Annotated in this window: 38 protein-coding genes and 1 pseudogene; 12 read left to right on the forward strand and 27 right to left on the reverse strand. The window is 60.9% G+C overall.

All coding sequences use genetic code 11. The features are described 5' to 3' along the window. Positions 1-3: 3 nt before the first annotated feature. From gp10 to R2N03_RS04170, 27 genes are all read right to left on the reverse strand, one after another. Positions 4-354 (reverse strand): capsid staple protein, encoded by a 351-nt coding sequence (gene gp10, locus R2N03_RS04040; RefSeq protein ID WP_182593953.1) that lies wholly within the window; start codon positions 352-354, stop codon positions 4-6. After that, on the reverse strand, positions 351-710 hold the full coding sequence (locus R2N03_RS04045; RefSeq protein ID WP_316655444.1) for a hypothetical protein: 360 nt from the start codon (positions 708-710) through the stop codon (positions 351-353). The genes gp10 and R2N03_RS04045 overlap by 4 nt, the downstream gene beginning before the upstream one ends. Positions 711-720: 10 nt before the next feature. Next, entirely contained in the window at positions 721-936 is a 216-nt protein-coding gene (locus R2N03_RS04050) for a hypothetical protein (protein ID WP_182593955.1), read from the reverse strand. Between the two features lie 54 nt (positions 937-990). Then, on the reverse strand, positions 991-1467 hold the full coding sequence (locus R2N03_RS04055) for a Bbp16 family capsid cement protein (RefSeq protein WP_182593956.1): 477 nt from the start codon (positions 1465-1467) through the stop codon (positions 991-993). A gap of 11 nt (positions 1468-1478) precedes the next feature. Next, positions 1479-2525: a major capsid protein gene (locus tag R2N03_RS04060; RefSeq protein ID WP_182593957.1), complete on the reverse strand. Its 1047-nt coding sequence runs from the start codon at positions 2523-2525 to the stop codon at positions 1479-1481. Positions 2526-2626: 101 nt separating this feature from the next. After that, positions 2627-3358, reverse strand: coding sequence for a hypothetical protein (locus R2N03_RS04065; protein WP_182593958.1), 732 nt, complete (start codon positions 3356-3358; stop codon positions 2627-2629). Then, positions 3351-3674, reverse strand: coding sequence for a Bbp19 family protein (locus R2N03_RS04070; protein WP_182593959.1), 324 nt, complete (start codon positions 3672-3674; stop codon positions 3351-3353). The genes R2N03_RS04065 and R2N03_RS04070 overlap by 8 nt, the downstream gene beginning before the upstream one ends. Continuing rightward, positions 3658-4341, reverse strand: coding sequence for a glycosyltransferase family 2 protein (locus tag R2N03_RS04075; RefSeq protein WP_316655447.1), 684 nt, complete (start codon positions 4339-4341; stop codon positions 3658-3660). Before R2N03_RS04075 ends, R2N03_RS04070 begins: the two co-directional genes overlap by 17 nt. Continuing rightward, a complete protein-coding gene (locus R2N03_RS04080; protein WP_182593961.1) occupies positions 4338-4571 on the reverse strand; it encodes a hypothetical protein in 234 nt (77 codons plus the stop codon). The genes R2N03_RS04075 and R2N03_RS04080 overlap by 4 nt, the downstream gene beginning before the upstream one ends. A gap of 2 nt (positions 4572-4573) precedes the next feature. Then, entirely contained in the window at positions 4574-4828 is a 255-nt protein-coding gene (locus R2N03_RS04085; RefSeq protein WP_182593962.1) for a hypothetical protein, read from the reverse strand. A gap of 1 nt (position 4829) precedes the next feature. Continuing rightward, positions 4830-5168: a hypothetical protein gene (locus tag R2N03_RS04090; RefSeq protein WP_182593963.1), complete on the reverse strand. Its 339-nt coding sequence runs from the start codon at positions 5166-5168 to the stop codon at positions 4830-4832. Next, on the reverse strand, positions 5168-5536 hold the full coding sequence (locus R2N03_RS04095; RefSeq protein WP_316655450.1) for a hypothetical protein: 369 nt from the start codon (positions 5534-5536) through the stop codon (positions 5168-5170). The genes R2N03_RS04090 and R2N03_RS04095 overlap by 1 nt, the downstream gene beginning before the upstream one ends. Beyond that, positions 5533-7203 carry a portal protein gene (locus R2N03_RS04100; RefSeq protein ID WP_182593965.1) on the reverse strand — a complete coding sequence of 557 codons (1671 nt, stop codon included), beginning with the start codon at positions 7201-7203 and terminating at the stop codon, positions 5533-5535. Before R2N03_RS04100 ends, R2N03_RS04095 begins: the two co-directional genes overlap by 4 nt. 11 nt (positions 7204-7214) lie before the next feature. Beyond that, complete coding sequence (locus R2N03_RS04105) at positions 7215-7691, reverse strand: hypothetical protein (RefSeq protein ID WP_182593966.1); 477 nt, start codon at positions 7689-7691, stop codon at positions 7215-7217. Between the two features lie 2 nt (positions 7692-7693). Then, positions 7694-7900: a hypothetical protein gene (locus tag R2N03_RS04110; RefSeq protein ID WP_182593967.1), complete on the reverse strand. Its 207-nt coding sequence runs from the start codon at positions 7898-7900 to the stop codon at positions 7694-7696. A 9-nt stretch (positions 7901-7909) separates the two neighbouring features. Next, the gene (locus tag R2N03_RS04115) at positions 7910-9418 is read right to left on the reverse strand and encodes a terminase (RefSeq protein ID WP_182593968.1); all 1509 of its coding nucleotides are present in this window, start codon (positions 9416-9418) and stop codon (positions 7910-7912) included. Continuing rightward, positions 9415-9918, reverse strand: a complete 504-nt coding sequence (locus R2N03_RS04120) for a terminase small subunit-like protein (protein WP_316655454.1) — start codon at positions 9916-9918, stop codon at positions 9415-9417. Before R2N03_RS04120 ends, R2N03_RS04115 begins: the two co-directional genes overlap by 4 nt. Positions 9919-9956: 38 nt before the next feature. Further along, positions 9957-10214 carry a hypothetical protein gene (locus R2N03_RS04125; protein ID WP_182593969.1) on the reverse strand — a complete coding sequence of 86 codons (258 nt, stop codon included), beginning with the start codon at positions 10212-10214 and terminating at the stop codon, positions 9957-9959. A 1-nt stretch (position 10215) separates the two neighbouring features. Further along, the gene (locus R2N03_RS04130) at positions 10216-10422 is read right to left on the reverse strand and encodes a helix-turn-helix domain-containing protein (RefSeq protein ID WP_182593970.1); all 207 of its coding nucleotides are present in this window, start codon (positions 10420-10422) and stop codon (positions 10216-10218) included. A gap of 187 nt (positions 10423-10609) precedes the next feature. Further along, a complete protein-coding gene (locus R2N03_RS04135) occupies positions 10610-10885 on the reverse strand; it encodes a Ref family recombination enhancement nuclease (protein ID WP_316655458.1) in 276 nt (91 codons plus the stop codon). Further along, a complete protein-coding gene (locus tag R2N03_RS04140) occupies positions 10882-11337 on the reverse strand; it encodes a hypothetical protein (protein WP_316655460.1) in 456 nt (151 codons plus the stop codon). Before R2N03_RS04140 ends, R2N03_RS04135 begins: the two co-directional genes overlap by 4 nt. Further along, the gene (locus R2N03_RS04145) at positions 11334-11861 is read right to left on the reverse strand and encodes a hypothetical protein (RefSeq protein ID WP_316655462.1); all 528 of its coding nucleotides are present in this window, start codon (positions 11859-11861) and stop codon (positions 11334-11336) included. Before R2N03_RS04145 ends, R2N03_RS04140 begins: the two co-directional genes overlap by 4 nt. Next, complete coding sequence (locus R2N03_RS04150) at positions 11858-12682, reverse strand: hypothetical protein (RefSeq protein WP_316655464.1); 825 nt, start codon at positions 12680-12682, stop codon at positions 11858-11860. The genes R2N03_RS04145 and R2N03_RS04150 overlap by 4 nt, the downstream gene beginning before the upstream one ends. A gap of 144 nt (positions 12683-12826) precedes the next feature. Further along, positions 12827-13045, reverse strand: coding sequence for a hypothetical protein (locus R2N03_RS04155; protein WP_316655466.1), 219 nt, complete (start codon positions 13043-13045; stop codon positions 12827-12829). Next, positions 13042-13308, reverse strand: a complete 267-nt coding sequence (locus R2N03_RS04160) for a hypothetical protein (RefSeq protein WP_316655468.1) — start codon at positions 13306-13308, stop codon at positions 13042-13044. The genes R2N03_RS04155 and R2N03_RS04160 overlap by 4 nt, the downstream gene beginning before the upstream one ends. A gap of 169 nt (positions 13309-13477) precedes the next feature. Further along, positions 13478-13846 carry a hypothetical protein gene (locus tag R2N03_RS04165; protein ID WP_316655470.1) on the reverse strand — a complete coding sequence of 123 codons (369 nt, stop codon included), beginning with the start codon at positions 13844-13846 and terminating at the stop codon, positions 13478-13480. 125 nt (positions 13847-13971) lie between these two features. Further along, positions 13972-14181: a helix-turn-helix transcriptional regulator gene (locus R2N03_RS04170; protein WP_316655472.1), complete on the reverse strand. Its 210-nt coding sequence runs from the start codon at positions 14179-14181 to the stop codon at positions 13972-13974. A 73-nt stretch (positions 14182-14254) separates the two neighbouring features. Between R2N03_RS04170 and R2N03_RS21005 the strand changes: the two are divergent. From R2N03_RS21005 to R2N03_RS04225, 12 genes and pseudogenes are all read left to right on the forward strand, one after another. Continuing rightward, positions 14255-14428: pseudogene (locus tag R2N03_RS21005) on the forward strand (helix-turn-helix transcriptional regulator); the annotation flags it as partial. 51 nt (positions 14429-14479) lie between these two features. Next, positions 14480-14953, forward strand: coding sequence for a LexA family protein (locus R2N03_RS04175; RefSeq protein ID WP_316656568.1), 474 nt, complete (start codon positions 14480-14482; stop codon positions 14951-14953). A 145-nt stretch (positions 14954-15098) separates the two neighbouring features. Next, the gene (locus tag R2N03_RS04180; protein ID WP_316655474.1) at positions 15099-15410 is read left to right on the forward strand and encodes a hypothetical protein; all 312 of its coding nucleotides are present in this window, start codon (positions 15099-15101) and stop codon (positions 15408-15410) included. Positions 15411-15417: 7 nt separating this feature from the next. Then, positions 15418-15579, forward strand: a complete 162-nt coding sequence (locus R2N03_RS04185; protein WP_316655476.1) for a hypothetical protein — start codon at positions 15418-15420, stop codon at positions 15577-15579. Between the two features lie 14 nt (positions 15580-15593). Next, complete coding sequence (locus R2N03_RS04190; protein WP_316655478.1) at positions 15594-15803, forward strand: hypothetical protein; 210 nt, start codon at positions 15594-15596, stop codon at positions 15801-15803. A gap of 30 nt (positions 15804-15833) precedes the next feature. Further along, positions 15834-16067 (forward strand): hypothetical protein, encoded by a 234-nt coding sequence (locus R2N03_RS04195; RefSeq protein ID WP_316655480.1) that lies wholly within the window; start codon positions 15834-15836, stop codon positions 16065-16067. A 31-nt stretch (positions 16068-16098) separates the two neighbouring features. Continuing rightward, positions 16099-16302: a hypothetical protein gene (locus tag R2N03_RS04200; RefSeq protein ID WP_316655482.1), complete on the forward strand. Its 204-nt coding sequence runs from the start codon at positions 16099-16101 to the stop codon at positions 16300-16302. Then, positions 16299-16487 carry a hypothetical protein gene (locus R2N03_RS04205; protein ID WP_316655484.1) on the forward strand — a complete coding sequence of 63 codons (189 nt, stop codon included), beginning with the start codon at positions 16299-16301 and terminating at the stop codon, positions 16485-16487. Before R2N03_RS04200 ends, R2N03_RS04205 begins: the two co-directional genes overlap by 4 nt. A gap of 433 nt (positions 16488-16920) precedes the next feature. Beyond that, positions 16921-17727 (forward strand): hypothetical protein, encoded by an 807-nt coding sequence (locus tag R2N03_RS04210; RefSeq protein ID WP_316655486.1) that lies wholly within the window; start codon positions 16921-16923, stop codon positions 17725-17727. Further along, a complete protein-coding gene (locus R2N03_RS04215; protein ID WP_316655487.1) occupies positions 17711-18331 on the forward strand; it encodes a lambda exonuclease family protein in 621 nt (206 codons plus the stop codon). Before R2N03_RS04210 ends, R2N03_RS04215 begins: the two co-directional genes overlap by 17 nt. Positions 18332-18340: 9 nt before the next feature. Beyond that, positions 18341-18784 carry a single-stranded DNA-binding protein gene (ssb, locus tag R2N03_RS04220; RefSeq protein WP_316655489.1) on the forward strand — a complete coding sequence of 148 codons (444 nt, stop codon included), beginning with the start codon at positions 18341-18343 and terminating at the stop codon, positions 18782-18784. Next, complete coding sequence (locus R2N03_RS04225; RefSeq protein ID WP_316655491.1) at positions 18784-19125, forward strand: hypothetical protein; 342 nt, start codon at positions 18784-18786, stop codon at positions 19123-19125. Before ssb ends, R2N03_RS04225 begins: the two co-directional genes overlap by 1 nt. Positions 19126-19133: the final 8 nt, after the last annotated feature.

The raw sequence follows: 19133 nt of genomic DNA on the forward strand, positions 1-19133 counted from the left end.
GGCTTACCCCTTCTTGCCGTAGAGCTTGCCGGCCGCTTCCTTGAAGCCGCCGCGCTCGGCCGCCGCATCCTCGGCCTCTTCTTCGGCCGGCGGCTCTTCGAGTGCCATCTGCTGGATCTGCACGCCGAGGCATTTGCTTTCGCCGTACTCGCTCGACTCGGACGTGCTGACGACCTCGCCGCAGACGTAGAAACAAATCTGGTCGCCCAGCTCAGGCATCTCATCAATGCCGAGCTTTTCCAAGTCTTCCTTGTTCAGGCTGATGCGCAGGCCGCACGGATACGGGCTGGGCTCGGGATAGTCGGGGCCACTGAAATCCTCGTCCCGCGCCATATCGACAATTTTCATGCTCATGACAGTCGCTCCACGCGGCCGGCTTGCGCGCCTTCCGACAGACGGTAGTTGGCCGTTCCGCTGGTGTACGCGGTCATTGCGAGGCGGTATTGCACGCCAGCCTCGACCTCGTCCTCTTGCAGCGCGCCGGGCGCAGTGAAGGTGATCACGTTGCCGGTGCGCTTGTTGATGACTGGAATCCACGTGGTGCCGCCGTCATAGGAGTTCTGCAGAGTCAGCGTGCCGACGAACGTGCCCCACACAGCAACGTTGAAGTTTCCGAGAAAGAACGCCGCGTTGCCGTTCGCAGCGGCGGCCAGCGTCCCGGTGACGACTGTTTGGGCCTGCTCAACGCCGCCCGTTGCGAAAACTCCCATGGCTTTCTCCTTAGTTGACGGCGGTCATCGCCAGGATGGGGTCCAGGTACTTGCGCGCCTTCTTGGCGGCGGCCTCGGCGGCGGCGTTCAGCGGCGTCATGTGGTGGCCGGGCTCGCCCAGGTATTGAATCTTTGCGCCCGCTTCGAGGTACTTGTCGTCGATGTAGGCGGCTTCGGTCAGTTCGTATTGCGGGATCTCGCCCTTGGCTTGTGCGGTGTCGGACATGGGAATCTCCTATGGGATGGGAAACGGCCCGGCGGCGAACCGGGCCGGTGCGGCTTAGTTGCTGATGACGATGCCCGGCTTGTAGTAGCGGTTGTCGTCCGGCGTGTTGAGGTACGCCATCACGGCGCCGGCCGTGTTCGCGCCCACGTTCACGTAGGCCGTGCGCAGGTAGCGCGGCGGCGGACCGGCATCGGGGTTGACCGAGGGCATCTTCAGCGCCAGGCGCGTGCCGGCCGTCAGCGAGGCGATGGCGATGGCGCCCGTCTCGCTGTAGACCGTCCACGTGGTGTTGTCGGTCGAGCCTTGCAGCTGGAAGTTGACCGACGTGCCGCCGGAGTACGCCGTGGTGATGAGGAAGCTGACGGTCAGGTTGCCGGACATCGAATCACCGCCATCACCCAGATCACGAGCGTTCAGCAGGTCGATCGTGTTTGTGCTGGTGGTGGTTGCGCCGCTGGCGAACTGGTTGACGCCCGTCAGGCCAGTGGTGGCGATCGTGCCGTCGAAGACGAGGTTTCCGTCGAGGATCATGGCAATACTCCTTAGACGATGCGGGATTCGGTCGACAGCAGCGCGTCAACCGTGCGGATGGGAATGCCACGGAACGTGGTGATGGCCTTGCCTTCCCACTCTTCGAGGCGCAGCAGCACGTTCGTCTTGTTGACGGCCTGGATGTCCAGATACGTGCGGATCGTGCGGTTGCAGTAGATCGCCAGGCGACCCATCTGCATCATCCCGCCGTCCGGCGCATCGGACTTCTGCTCGGTCGACACGCGAACCGGCGCCGTCGGCAGACGGTGCACGCCACGGATCAGGGCGTTGATCAGGTTCGCAGCCGAGCCACCCGACAGCAGTGCCACGTCGATGTTGGCCAGGCGAACCGCGTAACGCCAGTCGCGCACGGTAAGGCCCATGTCCCACTTGAAGTGAGTCCGGTAGCCCTGGTACAGGTTGCCGTTGGCATCCTGCAGCGGCCATTCGCCCAGGTCACGATGCTGCAGGCCGGAGATCTTCCCCTTCGGGAAAATGCCGTGCATCGTGTTCGGGCCCCAGCATGTGATCCACACGGAGGTGTTGGTGGACAGCGTGCCGCCGCAGTCGATGACGTTGGCAGCGGTCTGCGAGTTCGCCAGGGTCACCGTGTTGTAGCGCGGTGCCAGCCCCATGAAGCGTTCCGGGTTCACGGTCACGTTGCCGTAGAACAGGGTCTGCGCCATCTGCTGGTTCATGCCTTCCAGGAAGGCCATGTCTTCCGACAAGCGGAACTCGGCGGTGTTGCCGTTGAGATCAGCGAGATCCTTGTCGATTTCGCTGTAGCACTCCAGCATGCCGCAGTTGTCGGTGACTTGCGCGGTCGTCGACTTGGTCTTCACGACGCCGTAGTTCAGCAGGCGCCACGTCGCGGCCGGCAGGCCGGTGCGGACGGTCGTCTTGTGGCCGGTCGGCAGGTTGCCTTCCACCACGAGCATGTCGTCCAGGATTTCGTTGGTCTGCGAAAGCAGGTTGATGATGGTCGCGACCTTGCCGTCGTCGTCCATCCGCTTCGCCCAATCGGCGTAGGTCAGGGCGGTGCCCCCGATGGTTGCCATGGTGTTGCTCCTAGGTTTGCATGGTCAGTTCTCCTTGCGTTGAGTCGTCATCGGTTGGCCGTGTCAAGGTGAGGCCGTTTCGAATCGCGACGTGGAGTGGTTTAGCCTTCGTGCCCGTTGCCGAGCCCTGCCATCTGCGGGTACAGGGTTGCGCCTGCAGACTTGGTTCCACCGCCAGGGTTGCCCCGTACCGGTGTGGCGGGTGCGTGTTGGGCTGCCGCCTTGAAGAGAGCACGGACGATGTCCGGGTTGTTGCCGGCGCCGGTGATGTTGAGCGCCTCAAAGAACTTCGCTGAATCTTCGCCGAGCAGGTTCTTCAGCCCGGCTTTGGTAGCGGCAAGGTTCTTGTCAAGATCCGCGCCACCGATGACGGGGTCGTTCTTGATTTCTTCCTGCCACTTGGTCTGCAGCTCCGACCACGCGCGATACGGTGCCTCGGTGAGCTGCTTGATGTCGGCCGCGTAGATGTCGACCAACTGCTGGGCGACGTCTTGCGGGATCTTGTTGGCGGCGGCGAGTTCCTTGAACGCGCCCAGCTTTTCCTCGTCGATCGTCACGCCTTCCGGCAGCGTGAACGCCTCGTACTTGATGGGCTTGTCCTCGGCAGGCTTCTCGCCTTCCTTGTTTTCTGCCGGCTTCTCGCCTTCGCCTTCCGGCTTCGCATCAGCCTCGGGCTTGTCGTTCAGCAGGCTTTCCGGCGGCATCAGATCGCTGGCGGCCGGCGCGGGCGCATCGGTAGCGGCCGGTGCCGCGGCAGGAGCGCCGCCACCACCATCGCCGCCGTCGCCGGCCTCGTTCATCAGGAAATGGCGTCGGAGCAGGTACTTAAGCATTTGCGTTCTCCTTGGCCATCAGCAGGTACTGATCCATGCAGTGGCGTTGGATGTCCAGGAACAAGGGCATGCCGGCATTGCGCTGGCCCAGGTTGAAGTAGTCGCGCGAGTTGCCGTTGAAGGCGACCGAGAACAGGCCGCAGCTCGACAGAAACTCCCACATGAACAAGCGGCCGTCGGCGCTGCCCATGACCTGCTTGAGCGCGTTGATCCGACGTTCCTCGCGCACCTTGGCGCGCTTTTCCTTGTCCTTGACCGAGGCGCGGTCGCCCAGGTCGTCGTACTGCGCGACTTCGGTATCAGTGGACGATCGCATGGGCTTCCTCCGGTTGGACTTGCACGGCCGGGATGGCGTTGTGCGTCTGGCCGATGTGGCGCAGGTGGAAGGACACGGACCAGTCGAGCCAGACTTGATTACCAGCCTCGCGCGCCATGCGGCAGAAAAAATAGTCTTCGCCCTCGATCCATGGTTCTTCGTTCTCGAAATGCGCAGGCGTCTGGAATGGCAGATGGACCATGTCGTCGAACACGCTCATCTTCACCAGCAGGCAGCCGCCGGGCAGCGCGCCGACCTCCATCAGGCCGCCCAGATCGACCTGCAGGCCGGACATGGCCTCATGCAGCATCTGGCCGTCGACCGTCTTGCCGAGCAGGCGGTGCGGGTCTTCGCGCTGGATGTACGTGCCGCCGACGATGTCCTTGTCGTGCGACAGCAGGCGACGCAGCGTGTCGACGTGGAAAACCATGTCGCTGTCCAGAAACAGCAGGTAGTCGACGCCTAGCTCGCGCGCTTCCTTCACCAGCCGGTTGCGGTTGTTAGCCACCAGCGAGCCCTTGGTGTTGATGATGGCGATGGGGATGGCCTCGAACTGCTGGCCGCCCTGCGTAAAGCCAGAGCAGCGGTAGGCCATCGCAGCGAGTGACATGGCGAAATCAGCGTGCACCATGTCGGGCGAGGGGATGCAGATCGCGACGCGCTTCATTTGGCCACCACCTTGCAGAACGGAGCGACGTGACCGAGTGGGCCGTCAATGACTGCCTGCGCCTTCTCGGCGCTCTCATACGTCGTCGCCTTGTCACGCTCCGGCGTCCATCCGCCGAATGGCGCGCCGAAGTCACGGCCGATCTTCTCTGACAGGTACGCCGGTTGTGCGTCGCCGCTGCGTTCGATGATGTGCCCGCCGTTGGTAGCTTGGGCTTCCTGATGTTCCACGTTCAATCTCCTTTCTTGCCCTGGTTGGGATACAGCTTTTCGGCCGGGCTCTTGCCCTTGCCGAGAACCTTGTTGGCCTTCGCGTCGATCTTCTCTTCCTCGGCCTTGGACATGCGGCCGGAGTTCACCGCCTGGCTGGCGCGCGCCTTTGCGTTGGCGGCGTGGCTCTTGTCCGGCATTGGATACGCGCGCTTGCCCGGCTCGCCGAACTGGCTGGCCGGGATCTTCTTGCGATCGGCAGCGGTGAGCTTTGGCATATCAGTCTCCGTCGCGCGAAGGCAGCTTCGGATACATCTTCTGCGCGGGCGTCTTGTGCTTCAGCGCCGTGCGCGAGACGACCGATTCCTTGCCGGTGCCCGGGTTGTCCTTGATGCCACCCGTCTTCTTGCTGCCCTTGGCATCCTCTTTCGTGACCTTGCCCATGCTGCCCTTGCTCACGTCCTTGTCAGTCGGGCTGCCACCGCTGCCGCCGCGCCACGGGTCGGACGCATCACGCGACAGGGAAGGCTGGCCGGCATTGCCAGACAGCGGCGGCGCAACCTCCGGCGGAGGCGCTGCGGGGCCAGAAGTCGGGCCAGTTGGTTTGTTGGTTGCCATCACAGCCTCCGGGTTGTGCCTGTTTGTGGGTCGATCAGCAGCGGCGACTTGTCCGGGCTGATGACGATGAGTCGATTGCCGGGCAGTATGGCCAGCTCAGTGCCGGCGCCGCTGTAGCCTTTGGGAAGCGGGCAGACGCGGCGCGCGCCACGCACGGCCACGCCCATGGTCTGCGTTGCCTGGTTGAACACCAGCTGCGCATCCGGCACCGGCGGCGGCCCGGCCGTCATTTCCTTGGCGCGATCCTCGGCCAATTGCTCAAGCGATTCCTGCTCCTGCCGCATGTCGAACAAGCGCCGGTCGCGCGCGCTTACCTCGGGCCGGATGAGCTTGTGTAGATCCTTCAGGTCGAAAAGCTTCTCGCTCATGCGGCACCCACCATGCGTTGCAGGGCGCTTTGACCGCCGCCCACGTCTGTCTTGGAAAGCGTCTCGGCGCCTTGGGCAGCGGCCATGCTGTTCTGCAGCGCCAGTTGCTGCTGCTGCTGCGCGTCGCGCTTGGCGCGGATCTGGCGCACCTTGTCGATGGCCACGATGGACTTGGGCGACACACCGAGCAGGTCGGCGTAGTCGTCGATGATCTGGTCGAAGTCCAGGTTGTCGAGCACCTCTGGCTTGACGGCCGCCACGTTCCCGGCGATCCCGATCAGGCGTTCGATGCCCGTGGTGCTGGCCGCCTTCTGCGCCTGGGCCAGCATCGAGATGTATTCGACCTTGATGTTCTTGCCGGACAGCTCCTGCGGCACCGGAGGCAGCAGCCCCCCGTGCAGCATGATGTCGAAGGTGGCATTGATGGCCGGGTCCAGCGCCTCGTTCTCGAAGCGCTCGAGCACCGGGCCCAGCTGGATCAGCTTTTCCTCGCGGCGGGCATCAACTTCGGTGGCTGTGCGCACCGTGTCGAGCTGGCTGATCATCAGGAACAGGTCGTTGAAGAACGTCGTCTTGATGCGCTGCTGGACTTCCTTGATGTCCTCGACCAGACCGGAAAAGTCCGGGGCGACCTCGTACGCAGGCTTGAACCCGACGCCAGCGCCGGTTCCCGTCACGTAGGTCACGCCGCCGGGCAGCATCGACGCGGGCTCGTTCTTGAGCGACACGTCGGCGATCATCGGCGGATTGACGTGCTTGTCGATGGCCTGCGCCTTGCGTTTCTGCTCGACCTGCAGCGCCTTGATGTCGCCCAGCGCATCCATGCCTGGCGAGCGGCCGTAGGCATCATTGCCCACGATGTCCCAGCGCGGCGCGATGAATGGCTTCACACGGAAGCCGCGCGTGCGCAGCACCAGGTTCTGACCGGTGCCCATTTCCCAGTACACCTCACGCCATGGCATGCCACGCGCGCCCGGCGCATCCGGGATCATGTCGCCATTGCGCTCGATGATGTGGCCGATGCGAATCTCGCGGGTCAATGCGGCGCCGCCGGTCTTCACAGCGTTCACCACCGTCTCGCTGCAGTTCTCCTCGCCGAACTGGTCGTAGACCTGCTTGACGGTCAGCACGAACTCACGGCCCAGCGTGCTCACGTCCTGGCGGTCATCGTTCTGCAGGAAGTACTCGCCAGCGCACGTGTTGAAGCACCGGATCACGTCGTCGTAGTCCTGGTACAGGATCATGACGCCCGTGCCGAACGCGCCCAGGTCGTTGTACAGCGTGGCCAGCGAGGTATAGAAATTCGACTCGGCGAACACCGTGGCCATGCGCTTCTGGCAGTCGTCCAGCCACAGCTTGACGGCGGGCACCTCGTTCAGGTCGCTGTCATCCGTGGCCAGCTTGAACCACGGCCGCCCAGGCGACGTGATGCCGGACATCATCCCAGCCGACAGTACGCGCAGCGCGATCGTGCCGGTGTTGTCGATGATGCGCTGATTGATCGGCGAGCCGCGGTTGCCCTGGTTCGGAGTGATCAGCCACTTGTACCGACGCGGGATGATGTAGTCGGCAATTTCGCGCCAATGCGTCCACCACGACATGCGGTCGTTCCGCATGCCGAGCAACAGCGAATCGCAGTGCTGACGGAGTTTGCCGAGATCAGCCATGGGTCAGTCCGTCAGGCTGCCGGTGCTTCGGGTGTGCGCGGCACGATGCCGTCGAACACCTTGGGCTCCGGCGGGGTGGCGAACATCGCGGATTCCAAGGTTGCTTGTGCCTGAGCATGTTGCTGCGCGATTGCCGCATCGATCGCGGCAACATCAACCCCACTCTGGACAGCAACTGCGTCAGGCGCGGTGCCCGCTGCGGGAATGGAGACGCCCGCACTGTCGCTAGTCGCCCCCAGGGAGTCGACAGGTGCTGCACCGCTGCCGGTGTTTTCCGCCACCGCCGGCTGGGCGTTTTCGACAGGCGCGGACGTGCCTAACAGCTTTTCTTCCAGCGCCTTGATCTTTGCGTGCACGGCCTCGAACTCGTCGACGATGCCCTGCTTGAACTCGTGCTCAGCCTTCTTCAGCACTTCTTCCGGCTCGGCGAAGTTCATCGCGTTGTGGATGGCGGCCTTGATGGCCTCGAACTTGTCTTTCAGCGACATGGCTAGCTCCCGAGTAGCGTTTTGGTGCCGGTGGTGGCCGGCGCGGTGGTGCCATTGGGAGTAGTCCCGATGGTTGCGGCTGGGCCCACGGCGTTCTGCGCGCGGGCTGCGGTATCGCTGGCAGCCTTGAGACCGGCAGGCGACTGCACCTGCGGGATCGGCGGCGGCACGGTGACGGCCGGAACGGATGGTGCGGACGAGCCTCCCATGTGGGCCTCCTAGTTCGTTGCGTACGGGTCGTATTCGTGCTGCACCTGCCTGCTCGCAAACGCAGCGGCACGGCCGGCATTCGCGTTGGGCTGCACGGGATAGGCGAAGGTCAGGGCCAGCGCGTCCGCGATGTCAGGCGACGACAGCCCGCGCTTCTTCATGTCCTTCTTGCTTTCAAGCTGGATGGCATCGCGCCCGTTGCGGAGCACGTAGCCGTATTCGCGGTCTTGCAGTTGGGCGTGCAAGTCGACATCGTTCTCTGGGATCGCGCCGCCGGTCTTGAGCCAGTCGCGCATGACGCCCCACATCTCGGCGCCCTTGTTGGCGTAGACCGTGGCCTCTTGGCCCGGGTTGGAGCGGTCAGGGCTGGCGCCGTTGTCGATGCCAGTGCAGGGGATACGCAGCTGGCGCAGTCGATCCACGACGCCGCTGCCGACGCCTGTCTGGTCAACGAAGATCGCATCGGCGCGGTAGAACTCGTACTGCTCGGCCACCCGCGCGGCGACCTGCATCGTGTCCAGACCGCGCAGCTTGATCGGCTCATGCGTGCGACCGTCGCGCCCCTTGCGGATGTAGATGACCGTCTCGTCGTCACCAAAGCGTGCAACGTCAACGCCGATCACCAGCGCGTCGTAGACACCAGCGTGAGCTTCGCGCGACTTCGCCGCCTCGACGATGTCCGACCCGATGAACTGGGTCGAGCCAGCGCGAGGAAACACACCACGCACGCGCACGCGCACAAAGTCAGAGTCTTCGCCATAGTCGGCCACCCATTGCGCCAGCTGGTCCTTGTTCGTCATCCGCGCAGTGCGGCTGTCGATCTGGCGGGTAATCCAACGGTGCTTGAATCGGCCGAAGCACTCGCGGAAGCGGCCAGAGTTACGTGTCGGGTTGCCGAACACGGCCCAGATGATCTGCGTGTCCTTGTCGGTCAGCGCACCTTCTGCCACTTCCCAGATGATGTTGGGGATGGCCGAGCCCTCATCGAATACCAGCAGCACGCGCTTGCCCTGGTTGTGCAGGCCGGCGAATGCCTCGGTGTTGCGCTCGCTCCAGGGCACCATGTCGATGCGCCAGGTCTTTTCGTGCTTGGTGTCGCGTGCGTAGAGCGCCGTGGCCGTGAATTCGAACCAGTGCGAGCAGATGCAGCGGCGGTACCACTTGGCCAGCTCGGCCCACGTCTTGGTGCGCAGCTGGGCGTCGGTGTTGGCCGTCACCACGCCGCGCGTGTCTTCGAATGTGGCAATGGCCCACAGGATGAGCCAAGACACGAGGGCTGATTTGCCGATGCCGTGGCCGGATGCCACCGCGATCTGAATGGCCTGCGCCGCATCAATCTGGCCGGCGCGCAGCTTCTCACCGATGTCGGTCAGTGTGTCCACCTGCCATTCGTCCGGACCTTGATGGTCGGCCAGCTCACCCGAGCCCCACGGGAACGCGAAGTTCACGAACCCGAGCGGGTCGTTGCTGTACTTGGCGATTTCCTCGATCAGTTGGGCTTCGACGCTGGCGGTCATTTGGCCACCCGCTTGCGAGCAGCCTCAAGGGCGTCTGCCAGTTCAATGCTGCCGCTGTGCTCGACGCCGATCTTGTCACCGAATTTCTTGGGAGCCAGCTTCGACATGGCCCACTTGCGGGCATCCACGCGCAGCTTCGAGCGCTGAATCCACTCGTTGTTCGGCGCGTCATATTCATTGCCCTGCGAATCAACCCGCGTTTCCGTGTCTCCGCGCGAGTCATCAGCAATGGCCATGATCTCGTCGAGGTAGAACTCGGCCTGATCCTCGCGCGCGCGTGCATATTGCTTGGCAAAGTCCTCGTGCTTCCGGAGCCAATCAAACACAGTGGACTGATCCGGCATCCCTTCGCTACGGCAAATAGCGCGCAACGACTCACCAAGCGCGAGGCGCTCGCAAATCGTGTCCGCTACCGCCTGAGTGAAAGAGCTAGGACGCCCCACACACGCTCCAAAAGAAAAAAGCCCACCGAAGTGGGCCTGCGAGATGCCTTTTTGCAAGACACACTTTCCCCCGAGAATGCTAGGGGTGTGCGCCTTTACTTAGTAGTGGCGTGATGTGACGCTGCGTGATGCGATGTGACAATCTGATATACGTGCGTCTTCTTGAGCAGAATCGCCGTCTCCTTCGACACGATCCCCGCCTTGCACAGATGGCGCAGCACGCGATGCACGCCGAAGCGCATTGACTCGAACTTGCCGTGGTCTGGCTTCATGGAGTGCATGATTTCGTACATGCGGAACTTGTGGTGGGGCTGAGACGTCAGGATCTCGATGACCTCGTTGGCGTACTTCACGTCAGTCCTCCCGTCCAGCCAAGAAATCCAGCGAACAATCCAGCGCGTCTGCCAGACGGATCAGGCATTTCAAGCGCGGCTCCTTGCGGCCACATTCGTAATGGGCAACTTGCTCGCGGCTCATCTCTGCCGCATAGCCGAGTTTGGCAAGCGACCATCCGCGCTCCTCGCGGGCCTGCTTCAGTCGTTCAGCGAACACTTGTGCCATCACTCCCTCCAATCAACATGCACCGGCTTGAGAAACGTCTCGCCGTGCGCCTCACCAACGTTCCGAGCGGCTTGCTCCGTCTCGAACCCGATCTCACTGCAGTGGAACTTGCCGTTCCGGTCGCGGTAGATGTTCAGCCAGCGGCGGTGTGCAGATGTGTGCTCAGATGAGTCACAAAGACAGCAGGTCATGAGTTCAACTCCTCGATCGTCCAGGCCAACAGGTCCATCTCGTCCGCCTTCAGCGGCAGCAGTGCCAGGCGGTTGCCGTGGATGCCGCGCGGTCCAGTGTGGTGCGGCTCGCATAGCGGCACACCGAGAAAGTGCGACGCGCGCTGGCCGGCGCCTTCTCCCTCGCGCACGTGGTGAATCTGTGCAGGCGTGAAGCCGTAGCCCAAGCGCAGGCAAAGAATGCAACCCAGCGCGGCGACGCGACCCAGGTATTCGCCCTCTGCCTTGGTCATGAGCGGTCTCCTGCCATCCAGCGCATGTAGGGGATGCGGATCAACGTTTGGAACCGCGTCTCGCCGATTTTGTCGTGGTCCAGCGCGGCACGGCTATCGACACCGCAGATAGCACGCACCGCAAGCGCAGCGCCGCCCGGCTCAACTACCACTGGGTAGGTTGTATCCCCGCGCCATGCGTTCAGGAACGCCCAAAACTCCGGCTCCTGGCACCACATCCCGGCCAGCTTTGCCAGTGCGCCGCCCTTGGGTGCCTCGGGAGCGGGCTGCACCGGCTGCTCGTCATCCCCAATCTCGACCAGCACCAACGCGAACCGCTTGCCTTCCTTACCAACGAAAAGCTGTAGGTCGTCTCGATCGTGCAAGCGCATCGTCACGCGCGGGCCGCTGCGGCTGCTGTCGCTGTAACCGGCGAACTGGACTTCGCCTTGGTAGGTGGGCTGGAGGCTCATGCCGCCTCCTGATCGGTGTTCCCAAGCAGGCCAGCCGCACGAGTCCACGTCTCAATGTGTTGAGTCGTTTGAATCCGTGCTTCTCGCCGTTCGGCTTTCTGCGTTGCTTCACGGAACAGAGTGCTGCGTAGGCGTTGGACCCACAGGCCCAAGTATTCGCGTTCGTCACACGCCACAATTCGCTCCACACGCTCTCCGGTGTGACGATCGGGGTAGGAGTGATCCAGCTTGCGGACTTGAGGTGCCAAATCCGGGCGCCCGATACGTGCCATGTACTCGCCAGCGCGAACCGCCTGGTTCGATCCATGCAGGTTCATCGCCCAATGGCATGCGCGAACGAGACGGATGTTTTCGCGCAAGCGCTGCGTGATGTCCTGCCAGTCCTGCGGTGCGCTCATGGCGTGGCAGTCGCAGAGCCACTCGTCGCCTGACTTGATGCCGGCCCACATCGGGCAGCCAAAGGCGAAACACTGACCCGGCTTACCTGCTGTGGGCGCGTTGCTAGGGGTTCGATCGATCGTCATTCCGTTGCCCTTCCTTGAGCTGCAGCCATCGCGGTTTGAATGCGGCCGATGTACTCGTGCCGGCTTTCACCCATTCGCGCTCCACCTGCGCCATAGCGGCGACCCTCGGTGTCGAGCTGGGTATCGGTCATGGCGTGCAGAGGGGGAGGACGCTGCGCCTGCGGCTTGGATTCGGACTGCACCCATACGGCCTCGAATCCCTGCCAGCCGCGTGCAAGGCATTTGGCAACGGCGTCTTGCAGCGACCAGCCAGCTTTTTCAGCTTCCGCTTTGAAGCCATCCCACGCTTTGGGCGTCAAGGGCGCGCGCTTCTTCGCACGCAGGGCCAGGAATTCGGTGGCGGTTTCTTCGTCAACGCCTTCTGCAACAAGGTCCGACGATGAGAGCGCGGCAACGCGCGCTGTCTTTTGTTTTTGTTCTTTCTTCTCTTCTCTTCTCTTCTCTTCTCTGGTAGACGCTTCTGTAGACGGTGATGCGTCTACAAGACCATCTGCTTTTCTGGCTCGCCAACGCGCTTGCCTTTGATTTTTAAGGCTTCGTTCTTTGGCAGAGTCGCCGTTGTGCTCCTCAAACTCTGGAATGGAAATCCCTTCATCCGAGACAGACATCCACCCAACAGAAATAAGAGCCGCAGAAAGACCGTCTACACGTGTCGCTCTGTCTACAAGCTGAGACGTTGCTCCGTCTACATGACCGTCTACAACGTGCTTATCTACCCACGACCAGAACGCAAAGAGAGCACCAACGGCATACAGTTCGTCCTTGCCGAGCATTTGCGCGATCTTGAACACCTTCGGATGAGTGAAGAGGTCCGTGCGCATCTTGATCCAGTCTCCGGCCACAGCGTTACCTCACACGTGCGCAGCGACGCGCTAATTCGACAAGCCACTCGGCTAATTGGGGAGGGGTATGCTCACGCTCGGCCTTCGTCACAGAAGGCTTGCGCGGATACTTCTTGCATGCCATCACACCCGCACAATCTTCCAAGTCTTCAGCGTCTTGCCATTGACGCGCTTAGTGCCCTCTACGAGCTTCTCGTTTGCTCGGAGATAGCCGTAATCCACTGCCTCGCGTAGGCGTTTCCACACGCATGTAGAGCCGACCGCGACAGCAAGTTCAAACGTCGTCATCGCCTTGATGCGCAGGACGGTGCAGATGCGGTCGTACTGGGTTTTGGATTTCATGACGCCTCCCTGAGATGGGATCGGATCAGTGATCGCAGCTTTCGCGCAGTACGGCGAACTTCCTTGGCCGCTTCCTGACGTTCTTTGTGTGCGGCTTCGATATGTGGGTAGTCAGTCGCGTCTTGAACTTCTGTGTACCACTCACCGGTTTCTCTCGTGAAATCAAAGAGCATGTCGCGATGTTTGCGACGCGCCTCAAGCCATAGCCGCCTAGCTTTGAAGGCCCAAATGGCGGCATTGGCGATTGCGTGAAACTCGGTCATACCGCCTCCAACGATTTCACAATTGGATCCAGCAATTGCCACATGAACCCGTGTTCCCACTGCGTGGCATGTGGGCTGGGACGCGGATACGGATTGGTAGACATGGGCACGCCATCACGGGCCGCTTGTCTTCCCTGTTCCCTAACTTGGTCAATAGAAGCGATGGAAATCATGCCGCCCTCGCTGCAATGCCTTGCTGCAAGTAGTCAAAAATCGCTTGACCACTGACGCGCCGATATTCCTCTTCGTCGCGCCTGGCCCGGATCTCCAACCACTGCTGCGGATATGCGCAACCGCACAACATGCAGAAGCGCGCCAATTTGGTCGCCGGGAAAGGACGGCGGCCGGAAATCAGATCGCCAAAGTGGGGGTAGTGGATGCCTGCGAGCTTTGCCAAGGTACGTCGGTCGAACCGCTTCAGGCCAGACTCCAGCGCCTTCTCTACTGTCTGCTCAAATGACATGGCCTCTACCTCTGCTTCTGTGAGCCTGTGCGCCTCAACAAACGGCGCAAACATGCGAATCTCCAACTGGTTCATGGGCGCTACTCGCTTCTTGTTATTAGGAAAATTCAATCGCTACCCAGTTGAATACCCACTTGGTTACCCAGTTGGCTGGCGACTAAAAAGAGGCGTGCGACGGGCACGCCAAAAGGGGGAGATCGTTATGCGGGTTGCGAGCTGGCTTCGCGGGTCTTGCAGTGCTTTCGGTGCAGCGACTTCAATTTCTTGCCAACGCTGTACTCGACCGTTTTGGTCTTGCCGTTCACGAGGTCGGACACCTGCGCTTGGCTTCTCCCAATGAGATCGCCAAGAGCTTTCTGCGTCAGTCCGGTCGCCAGAATTTCGCTGGCCAGCTTCTTCAAATCGTCCATGCGTACAAATATAGGCATTCCGATCTTGAAAGTCAATAGGCATCCCTATGGCAGCCGAAGCCACAATATCGGCATGAAAAAAACGTTTGGTGAGCGCCTGCGAGACGCACGCAAGGAAGCTGGGCTGACTCAGAAGGAGCTAGCGAGCAAGTCCGGCATATCGCAATCCGTTATCTCTGACGCCGAGAGAGGTGTACATTCGGGATCAGCGCATGTTGCTGCCTTGGCGGCGGCTTGTGGTGTCAGTGCGTTATGGCTGGCGGAAGAGCGAGGGCCAAAACATTCCACGCCAGCGGGAGTGCGGGGAAGAGCCGTTACGTCAGCGGCAGAGAAGGCAAATATAGAAGACGGCCCTAGCCTCAGCGGGAGGAGATACCCACTAATTTCGTGGGTTCAGGCAGGCATGTGGACAGACATCATAGATAACTTCGCACCGGGGGACGCAGACGAATGGAAGGACTGTTCAAAAGACCTAGGGAAAGCAGGCTATTGTCTGAGAGTGAAGGGGGACTCGATGACAGATCCTGGCGGTCAGTACTCCTTCCCCGAAGGGATGATTCTGTACGTGAACCCCGACCTGCAGCCCAACCCGGGCGACTTCATCATCGTTCGGCGCGACAACAAGGAAGCTACCTTTAAGCGACTTGTAAGTGTGGACGGCGAACTGTACTTGCTGGCCCTGAACCCAAACTGGCCCAACAGGTACCTCAAGCTCACCGAAGAGGACGCGATTTGCGGAGTGGTGAGGCAAGCCTCCATCGACCTGACCTGACGGCAAAGCACCACAACTAAACGCCGACCGACGAGTCGGCAATTTTTTTGCCAGGAATATCGGTTTTCCTATTGACATGGAATATCGGTATGCCTATAGTACCTCCATCGACGCACCACACGGTGCCAACAGATGGAGAGCAGCGATGATCAACGCAGTCACCCCCACGGAACGCCTGGTGTGCGAAGCCCTTGTGGCCGACGGCATGTATTGCGCGGACCAAGGCATCGACGACACGCACGGCTACATGGCGCCCATCGCAAACGCTCTGCTGCGCGGTGATCTGGACGACAAGGCGATGGCATCGCTGGGCCGCGAACTCGTGCAGCAGTTCCTGCGCGACATTCGCAACGCCGTTGCCGAGGAAGAGAAAGCCGCCGACGCGCTGATCGCCGAAGAGGAATCGCGCGGCCGGCTGGAGCGCTCGCTCGGCATGTCCCTGCCCCGCGCTGCGTGAGGCCGCCATGACTGCAACAGAGGCTTACACCTGGGCGGCCATCGGCTTGGCGTTTGTGATGGCTTTCATCTTTGGGTTCGTGCTGCTGGTGAACAAGCTGGCGCGTAACCCGGGCAACCGAATCCACAGCGAACAAGACGACGAGCGCAGCCAACGGCGGCGCTGCTGATGAGGGGAATGGTGATGAGCACCTTTGATATTCCGCACGGTTTCAAGCGCGTTACCAAAGACGAGTTCTTTGCTGCTTTGTATGCAGACCCGCGCGACATCATGCCCTTGGCAAAGCCGAACTTCTCGACGTGGGAAACCAAGACCCGCGAAGTTTGGGGATGGACGGCGCCGGGGTACAGCAACCGTCGCGCTCACGAAGACATCTACGCAATCAAAGCCTAACCGGCGCTGCTGACCAACAGGGGATGACACATGACTAAAGAAGATGTCTACGACGAGCAGATCGCGCCGCTGATGAAGCAAATCATCGCCGTCTGTCGTGAAAACAAGATGGCGATGGTGGCGACGATCCATTGCCCCAGCGCGACTGATTCGACGCTGTGCTGTAGCACCGCGCTTACCACGGATGAATTTGACCCTCCCGAGACGTTTCGCCGCCTCGTCGGGCTTCTTCGCCAAGACGGCATGGGCAGCGGTCGCGCCTAACCCCCGCCACTGAACACGAAAGAGGAAGGACATGAATGCGAACCAAGCATATGACGAGATTTGTCGACTAGCCCGTGAACACGCGCTTGTTTATCAAGCGGCAGGCGGCGTGGTGATGATCGTCCACCAGGACACTCAGAAAGAACAAGGCATTTACGAGCACATCCAGTACGTGCACGGCCTTGGTCCGCATCCGGAAAACAAAGAAATCGCCGCCTACGAGAGCCTGACATGACAACCGCCCAAGAGAAGGCCATCGCCCGATCCGCCGACCATGAAAACCTTGTGGGGGAGTTGGTGGAGGCGTGCAAGGCTTCCGTTGACTACCTGTGCGGGCCCACCGCATGGACGCTGGCTCAGGCGGACGCCTTGATTGAAAAGCTCCACGCAGTAATCGCCAAAGCGGAGGCCCAGCAATGAACTCAAGCTCAGTCAGATGGGTACAGGGTGCAGTTGTCCTGCATATCGACCCAAGCGCAGTAGTAGACGCAAAGAAACTGGTACGCGACACCGATTACGTCCTGCTGGACATGATGGAGAAGATCAAGCATCGCGCGGATGGGTTGCCTGCACTACGCAAGGGTTGGCCGTTCTCGCGATAACAGGAGACCGCAATGCAATTCTCAAGGGATGTGAGGCACTACAGCAGCACGCCGCGTTCGCTGAGTTCTTCCAAGTTCGGGCCTTACGCTCGATTGAGCGTAGAGCGCCGCAAGAGCTTGGCGAGCAAAGCGATGGACTGGGCATATGTCATCGGCTTGGGATTTTGCATTGGGGTCATGTGGTACGTCACGGTCGGCTTGCGAGCCTGACATGGACGACAACGCGGACGCGGAAGACGTTTTGAAATGGCATGAGGAACGACGAAATGAATGCACTCGTAGAGTTGCCACAAATGCAGCTCATGTCTGCGGATCAGATGCGGGAACGCATCAACGCAGTACAAAAGGTCATGGGCGCCGTCATGAAGGACGGCACGCACTTCGGGACGATTCCGGGGACGCAGAAGCCGACGCTGTACAAGGCCGGTTCTGAGGTTTTGCTGACCACGTTCCACATGGGCCTGCGCCTGGAAATCGAAGACCTATCTGACAGCGATTGCATTCGTTACCGGGTCAAAGCCATTGGCTTTCACCAGCCAACCGGCACAGCTGTTGGCGAGGGTATTGGGGAGTGCTCCACCGGGGAAGAAAAGTACAAGTGGCGCACGGCTGTCTGCGATGAGGAATTCGACTTCTACCCGGAATCGCGCAAGCGCGTGAAGTTCCAGAAGGTATGGAACAAGGGCCAGCGTCGATACGATTTCATGCAGATCAAGCAGGTACGCACCGAGCCTGCCGACTTGGCGAACACGGTCCTGAAGATGGCGAAGAAGCGCGCACAGATCGACTTCACGCTGACCGCGCTAGGCGCATCGGACATTTTCACGCAGGACATCGAAGACCTGCCGGAAGAACTTCGCCCTGCGGCTGACGATGACGGCAATCCTGTGCAGCCCGGGAATCCGATTGAGCACCCGGCCATGAAAGAAGCCAAATCTGTGCAGGACCTGGCGAAGATCATGAACACGCTGAAGGCGGACGAGCGCAAGAAGTACTTGCCGTACTTCCAAGTTCGCCAAAAGGAACTGAGCGAGGCCAGCAATGGAACAACGGACTGATTCATGGTTTGAGGCCCGCTTGGGCCGCGCCACAGCAAGCAACTTCGGCAAGGTGCTGGGCAAGGTGCTGGCGAAGATCAAGACGGGCGAGGCTGCAGACCGGCGCAACTACCGTGCGCAGTTGGTGATTGAGCGCCTCACGGGAAACCGACAAGAGGGCTACAGCAACGCTGCGATGCAGTGGGGCACCGAGCAAGAGCCTTTTGCCCGTATTGCCTACATGGCTGATCGCGGAGTGGATGTGCAGGAGATCGGATTTATCCAGCACGAAACGCTGATGGCTGGATGCTCGCCTGATGGCCTGATTGGTGCTGACGGCCTAATCGAAATCAAGTGTCCAGTCTCGGCAACACACATTGAAACTCTCAAGACGCAGCACATGCCGCTTGAGCACATGCCGCAGGTGCAAGGGCAGATGTGGATCGCTGGCCGGGAATGGTGTGACTTTGTGAGCTATGACCCGCGCATGCCCGAGAAACTTCAGATGTTCGTGCAGCGCATCCCGAGGGACGAACAGTACATCAAGGCACTGGCGTTTGAGATCGAGCGCTTCCTTGAAGAAGTCGCAGCAGAAGTTACCGCACTCCAAAAAATCGCAGCGTAAGGAACAGAAATGGCATCCGTCAACAAAGTCATCATCGTCGGCAATCTCGGCGCCGATCCTGAAACGCGCTACATGCCCAGCGGCGACGCCGTGACCAATATCCGCGTGGCAACTACCGACCGCTACAAGGACAAAGTTAGCGGTGAAATGAAAGAGGCGACTGAGTGGCACAAAGTGGCCTTCTTCGGAAAACTGGCCGAGATCGCGGGTCAGTACCTGAAGAAAGGCTCATCGGTCTACATCGAGGGCAAGCTGAAGACGCGCCAATGGGAGAAGGACGGCCAGAAGCAGTACAGCACCGAGATCGTTGCAGAGCAGATGCAGATGCTGGGCGGCAAGCCGGAGGGCGCGCCGAAGAATGACGGCGGCAAAGGCTATCAGGCAGCGCGTGAGGGCCGCCAGCAGCCGCAAGGGGGCGGCTATGACGACATAGATGATCGGATTCCCTTCTGATGGACGACGCCGAAATCAATGTCTTCAAGTGCTTGGATTTCATTCGGGACAACGCCCCGCAATACGCCCAGGCCAAGGCTAATCGCGTCTACCTAGAGGAATACCGTAAGAGTATGAAGTCGATTCTCATGAAGCAAGCGGAAGCCTCTGGACACAACGCGGTCAGCGCGCAAGAACGGGAAGCATATGCCGACCCGGGCTACATCAAGCACTTGGAAGGCCTGAAAGAAGCAGTTGCGGTAGAGGAAGAGTTGCGCTGGATGATGATCGCTGCACAAGCCAAGATCGAAGTCTGGCGCACCCTTGAGTCCACGCGGCGCATTGAGTCCAAGACAGTTTGAGGGGAAGG

Origin of the sequence: Ralstonia condita (assembly GCF_958405655.1) — a bacterium.
Classification (GTDB): domain Bacteria; phylum Pseudomonadota; class Gammaproteobacteria; order Burkholderiales; family Burkholderiaceae; genus Ralstonia; species Ralstonia condita.

Coding starts and splice junctions, on each gene's coding strand:
- R2N03_RS04130 (WP_182593970.1), bottom strand. CDS start 10,422: ATGGCACAAGTGTTCGCTGAACGACTGAAGCAGGCCCGCGAGGAGCGC.
- R2N03_RS04195 (WP_316655480.1), top strand. CDS start 15,834: ATGACTAAAGAAGATGTCTACGACGAGCAGATCGCGCCGCTGATGAAG.
- R2N03_RS04065 (WP_182593958.1), bottom strand. CDS start 3,358: ATGCTTAAGTACCTGCTCCGACGCCATTTCCTGATGAACGAGGCCGGC.
- R2N03_RS04140 (WP_316655460.1), bottom strand. CDS start 11,337: ATGAGCCTCCAGCCCACCTACCAAGGCGAAGTCCAGTTCGCCGGTTAC.
- R2N03_RS04205 (WP_316655484.1), top strand. CDS start 16,299: ATGACAACCGCCCAAGAGAAGGCCATCGCCCGATCCGCCGACCATGAA.
- R2N03_RS04180 (WP_316655474.1), top strand. CDS start 15,099: ATGATCAACGCAGTCACCCCCACGGAACGCCTGGTGTGCGAAGCCCTT.
- R2N03_RS04090 (WP_182593963.1), bottom strand. CDS start 5,168: ATGGCAACCAACAAACCAACTGGCCCGACTTCTGGCCCCGCAGCGCCT.
- R2N03_RS04200 (WP_316655482.1), top strand. CDS start 16,099: ATGAATGCGAACCAAGCATATGACGAGATTTGTCGACTAGCCCGTGAA.
- gp10 (WP_182593953.1), bottom strand. CDS start 354: ATGAGCATGAAAATTGTCGATATGGCGCGGGACGAGGATTTCAGTGGC.
- R2N03_RS04185 (WP_316655476.1), top strand. CDS start 15,418: ATGACTGCAACAGAGGCTTACACCTGGGCGGCCATCGGCTTGGCGTTT.
- R2N03_RS04165 (WP_316655470.1), bottom strand. CDS start 13,846: ATGAACCAGTTGGAGATTCGCATGTTTGCGCCGTTTGTTGAGGCGCAC.
- R2N03_RS04105 (WP_182593966.1), bottom strand. CDS start 7,691: ATGTCGCTGAAAGACAAGTTCGAGGCCATCAAGGCCGCCATCCACAAC.
- R2N03_RS04075 (WP_316655447.1), bottom strand. CDS start 4,341: ATGAAGCGCGTCGCGATCTGCATCCCCTCGCCCGACATGGTGCACGCT.
- R2N03_RS04050 (WP_182593955.1), bottom strand. CDS start 936: ATGTCCGACACCGCACAAGCCAAGGGCGAGATCCCGCAATACGAACTG.
- ssb (WP_316655489.1), top strand. CDS start 18,341: ATGGCATCCGTCAACAAAGTCATCATCGTCGGCAATCTCGGCGCCGAT.
- R2N03_RS04135 (WP_316655458.1), bottom strand. CDS start 10,885: ATGACCAAGGCAGAGGGCGAATACCTGGGTCGCGTCGCCGCGCTGGGT.
- R2N03_RS04110 (WP_182593967.1), bottom strand. CDS start 7,900: ATGGGAGGCTCGTCCGCACCATCCGTTCCGGCCGTCACCGTGCCGCCG.
- R2N03_RS04045 (WP_316655444.1), bottom strand. CDS start 710: ATGGGAGTTTTCGCAACGGGCGGCGTTGAGCAGGCCCAAACAGTCGTC.
- R2N03_RS04095 (WP_316655450.1), bottom strand. CDS start 5,536: ATGAGCGAGAAGCTTTTCGACCTGAAGGATCTACACAAGCTCATCCGG.
- R2N03_RS04145 (WP_316655462.1), bottom strand. CDS start 11,861: ATGACGATCGATCGAACCCCTAGCAACGCGCCCACAGCAGGTAAGCCG.
- R2N03_RS04150 (WP_316655464.1), bottom strand. CDS start 12,682: ATGCGCACGGACCTCTTCACTCATCCGAAGGTGTTCAAGATCGCGCAA.
- R2N03_RS04160 (WP_316655468.1), bottom strand. CDS start 13,308: ATGACCGAGTTTCACGCAATCGCCAATGCCGCCATTTGGGCCTTCAAA.
- R2N03_RS04100 (WP_182593965.1), bottom strand. CDS start 7,203: ATGGCTGATCTCGGCAAACTCCGTCAGCACTGCGATTCGCTGTTGCTC.
- R2N03_RS04070 (WP_182593959.1), bottom strand. CDS start 3,674: ATGCGATCGTCCACTGATACCGAAGTCGCGCAGTACGACGACCTGGGC.
- R2N03_RS04055 (WP_182593956.1), bottom strand. CDS start 1,467: ATGATCCTCGACGGAAACCTCGTCTTCGACGGCACGATCGCCACCACT.
- R2N03_RS04210 (WP_316655486.1), top strand. CDS start 16,921: ATGAGGAACGACGAAATGAATGCACTCGTAGAGTTGCCACAAATGCAG.
- R2N03_RS04085 (WP_182593962.1), bottom strand. CDS start 4,828: ATGCCAAAGCTCACCGCTGCCGATCGCAAGAAGATCCCGGCCAGCCAG.
- R2N03_RS04170 (WP_316655472.1), bottom strand. CDS start 14,181: ATGGACGATTTGAAGAAGCTGGCCAGCGAAATTCTGGCGACCGGACTG.
- R2N03_RS04215 (WP_316655487.1), top strand. CDS start 17,711: ATGGAACAACGGACTGATTCATGGTTTGAGGCCCGCTTGGGCCGCGCC.
- R2N03_RS04225 (WP_316655491.1), top strand. CDS start 18,784: ATGGACGACGCCGAAATCAATGTCTTCAAGTGCTTGGATTTCATTCGG.
- R2N03_RS04190 (WP_316655478.1), top strand. CDS start 15,594: ATGAGCACCTTTGATATTCCGCACGGTTTCAAGCGCGTTACCAAAGAC.
- R2N03_RS04115 (WP_182593968.1), bottom strand. CDS start 9,418: ATGACCGCCAGCGTCGAAGCCCAACTGATCGAGGAAATCGCCAAGTAC.
- R2N03_RS04060 (WP_182593957.1), bottom strand. CDS start 2,525: ATGGCAACCATCGGGGGCACCGCCCTGACCTACGCCGATTGGGCGAAG.
- R2N03_RS04155 (WP_316655466.1), bottom strand. CDS start 13,045: ATGAAATCCAAAACCCAGTACGACCGCATCTGCACCGTCCTGCGCATC.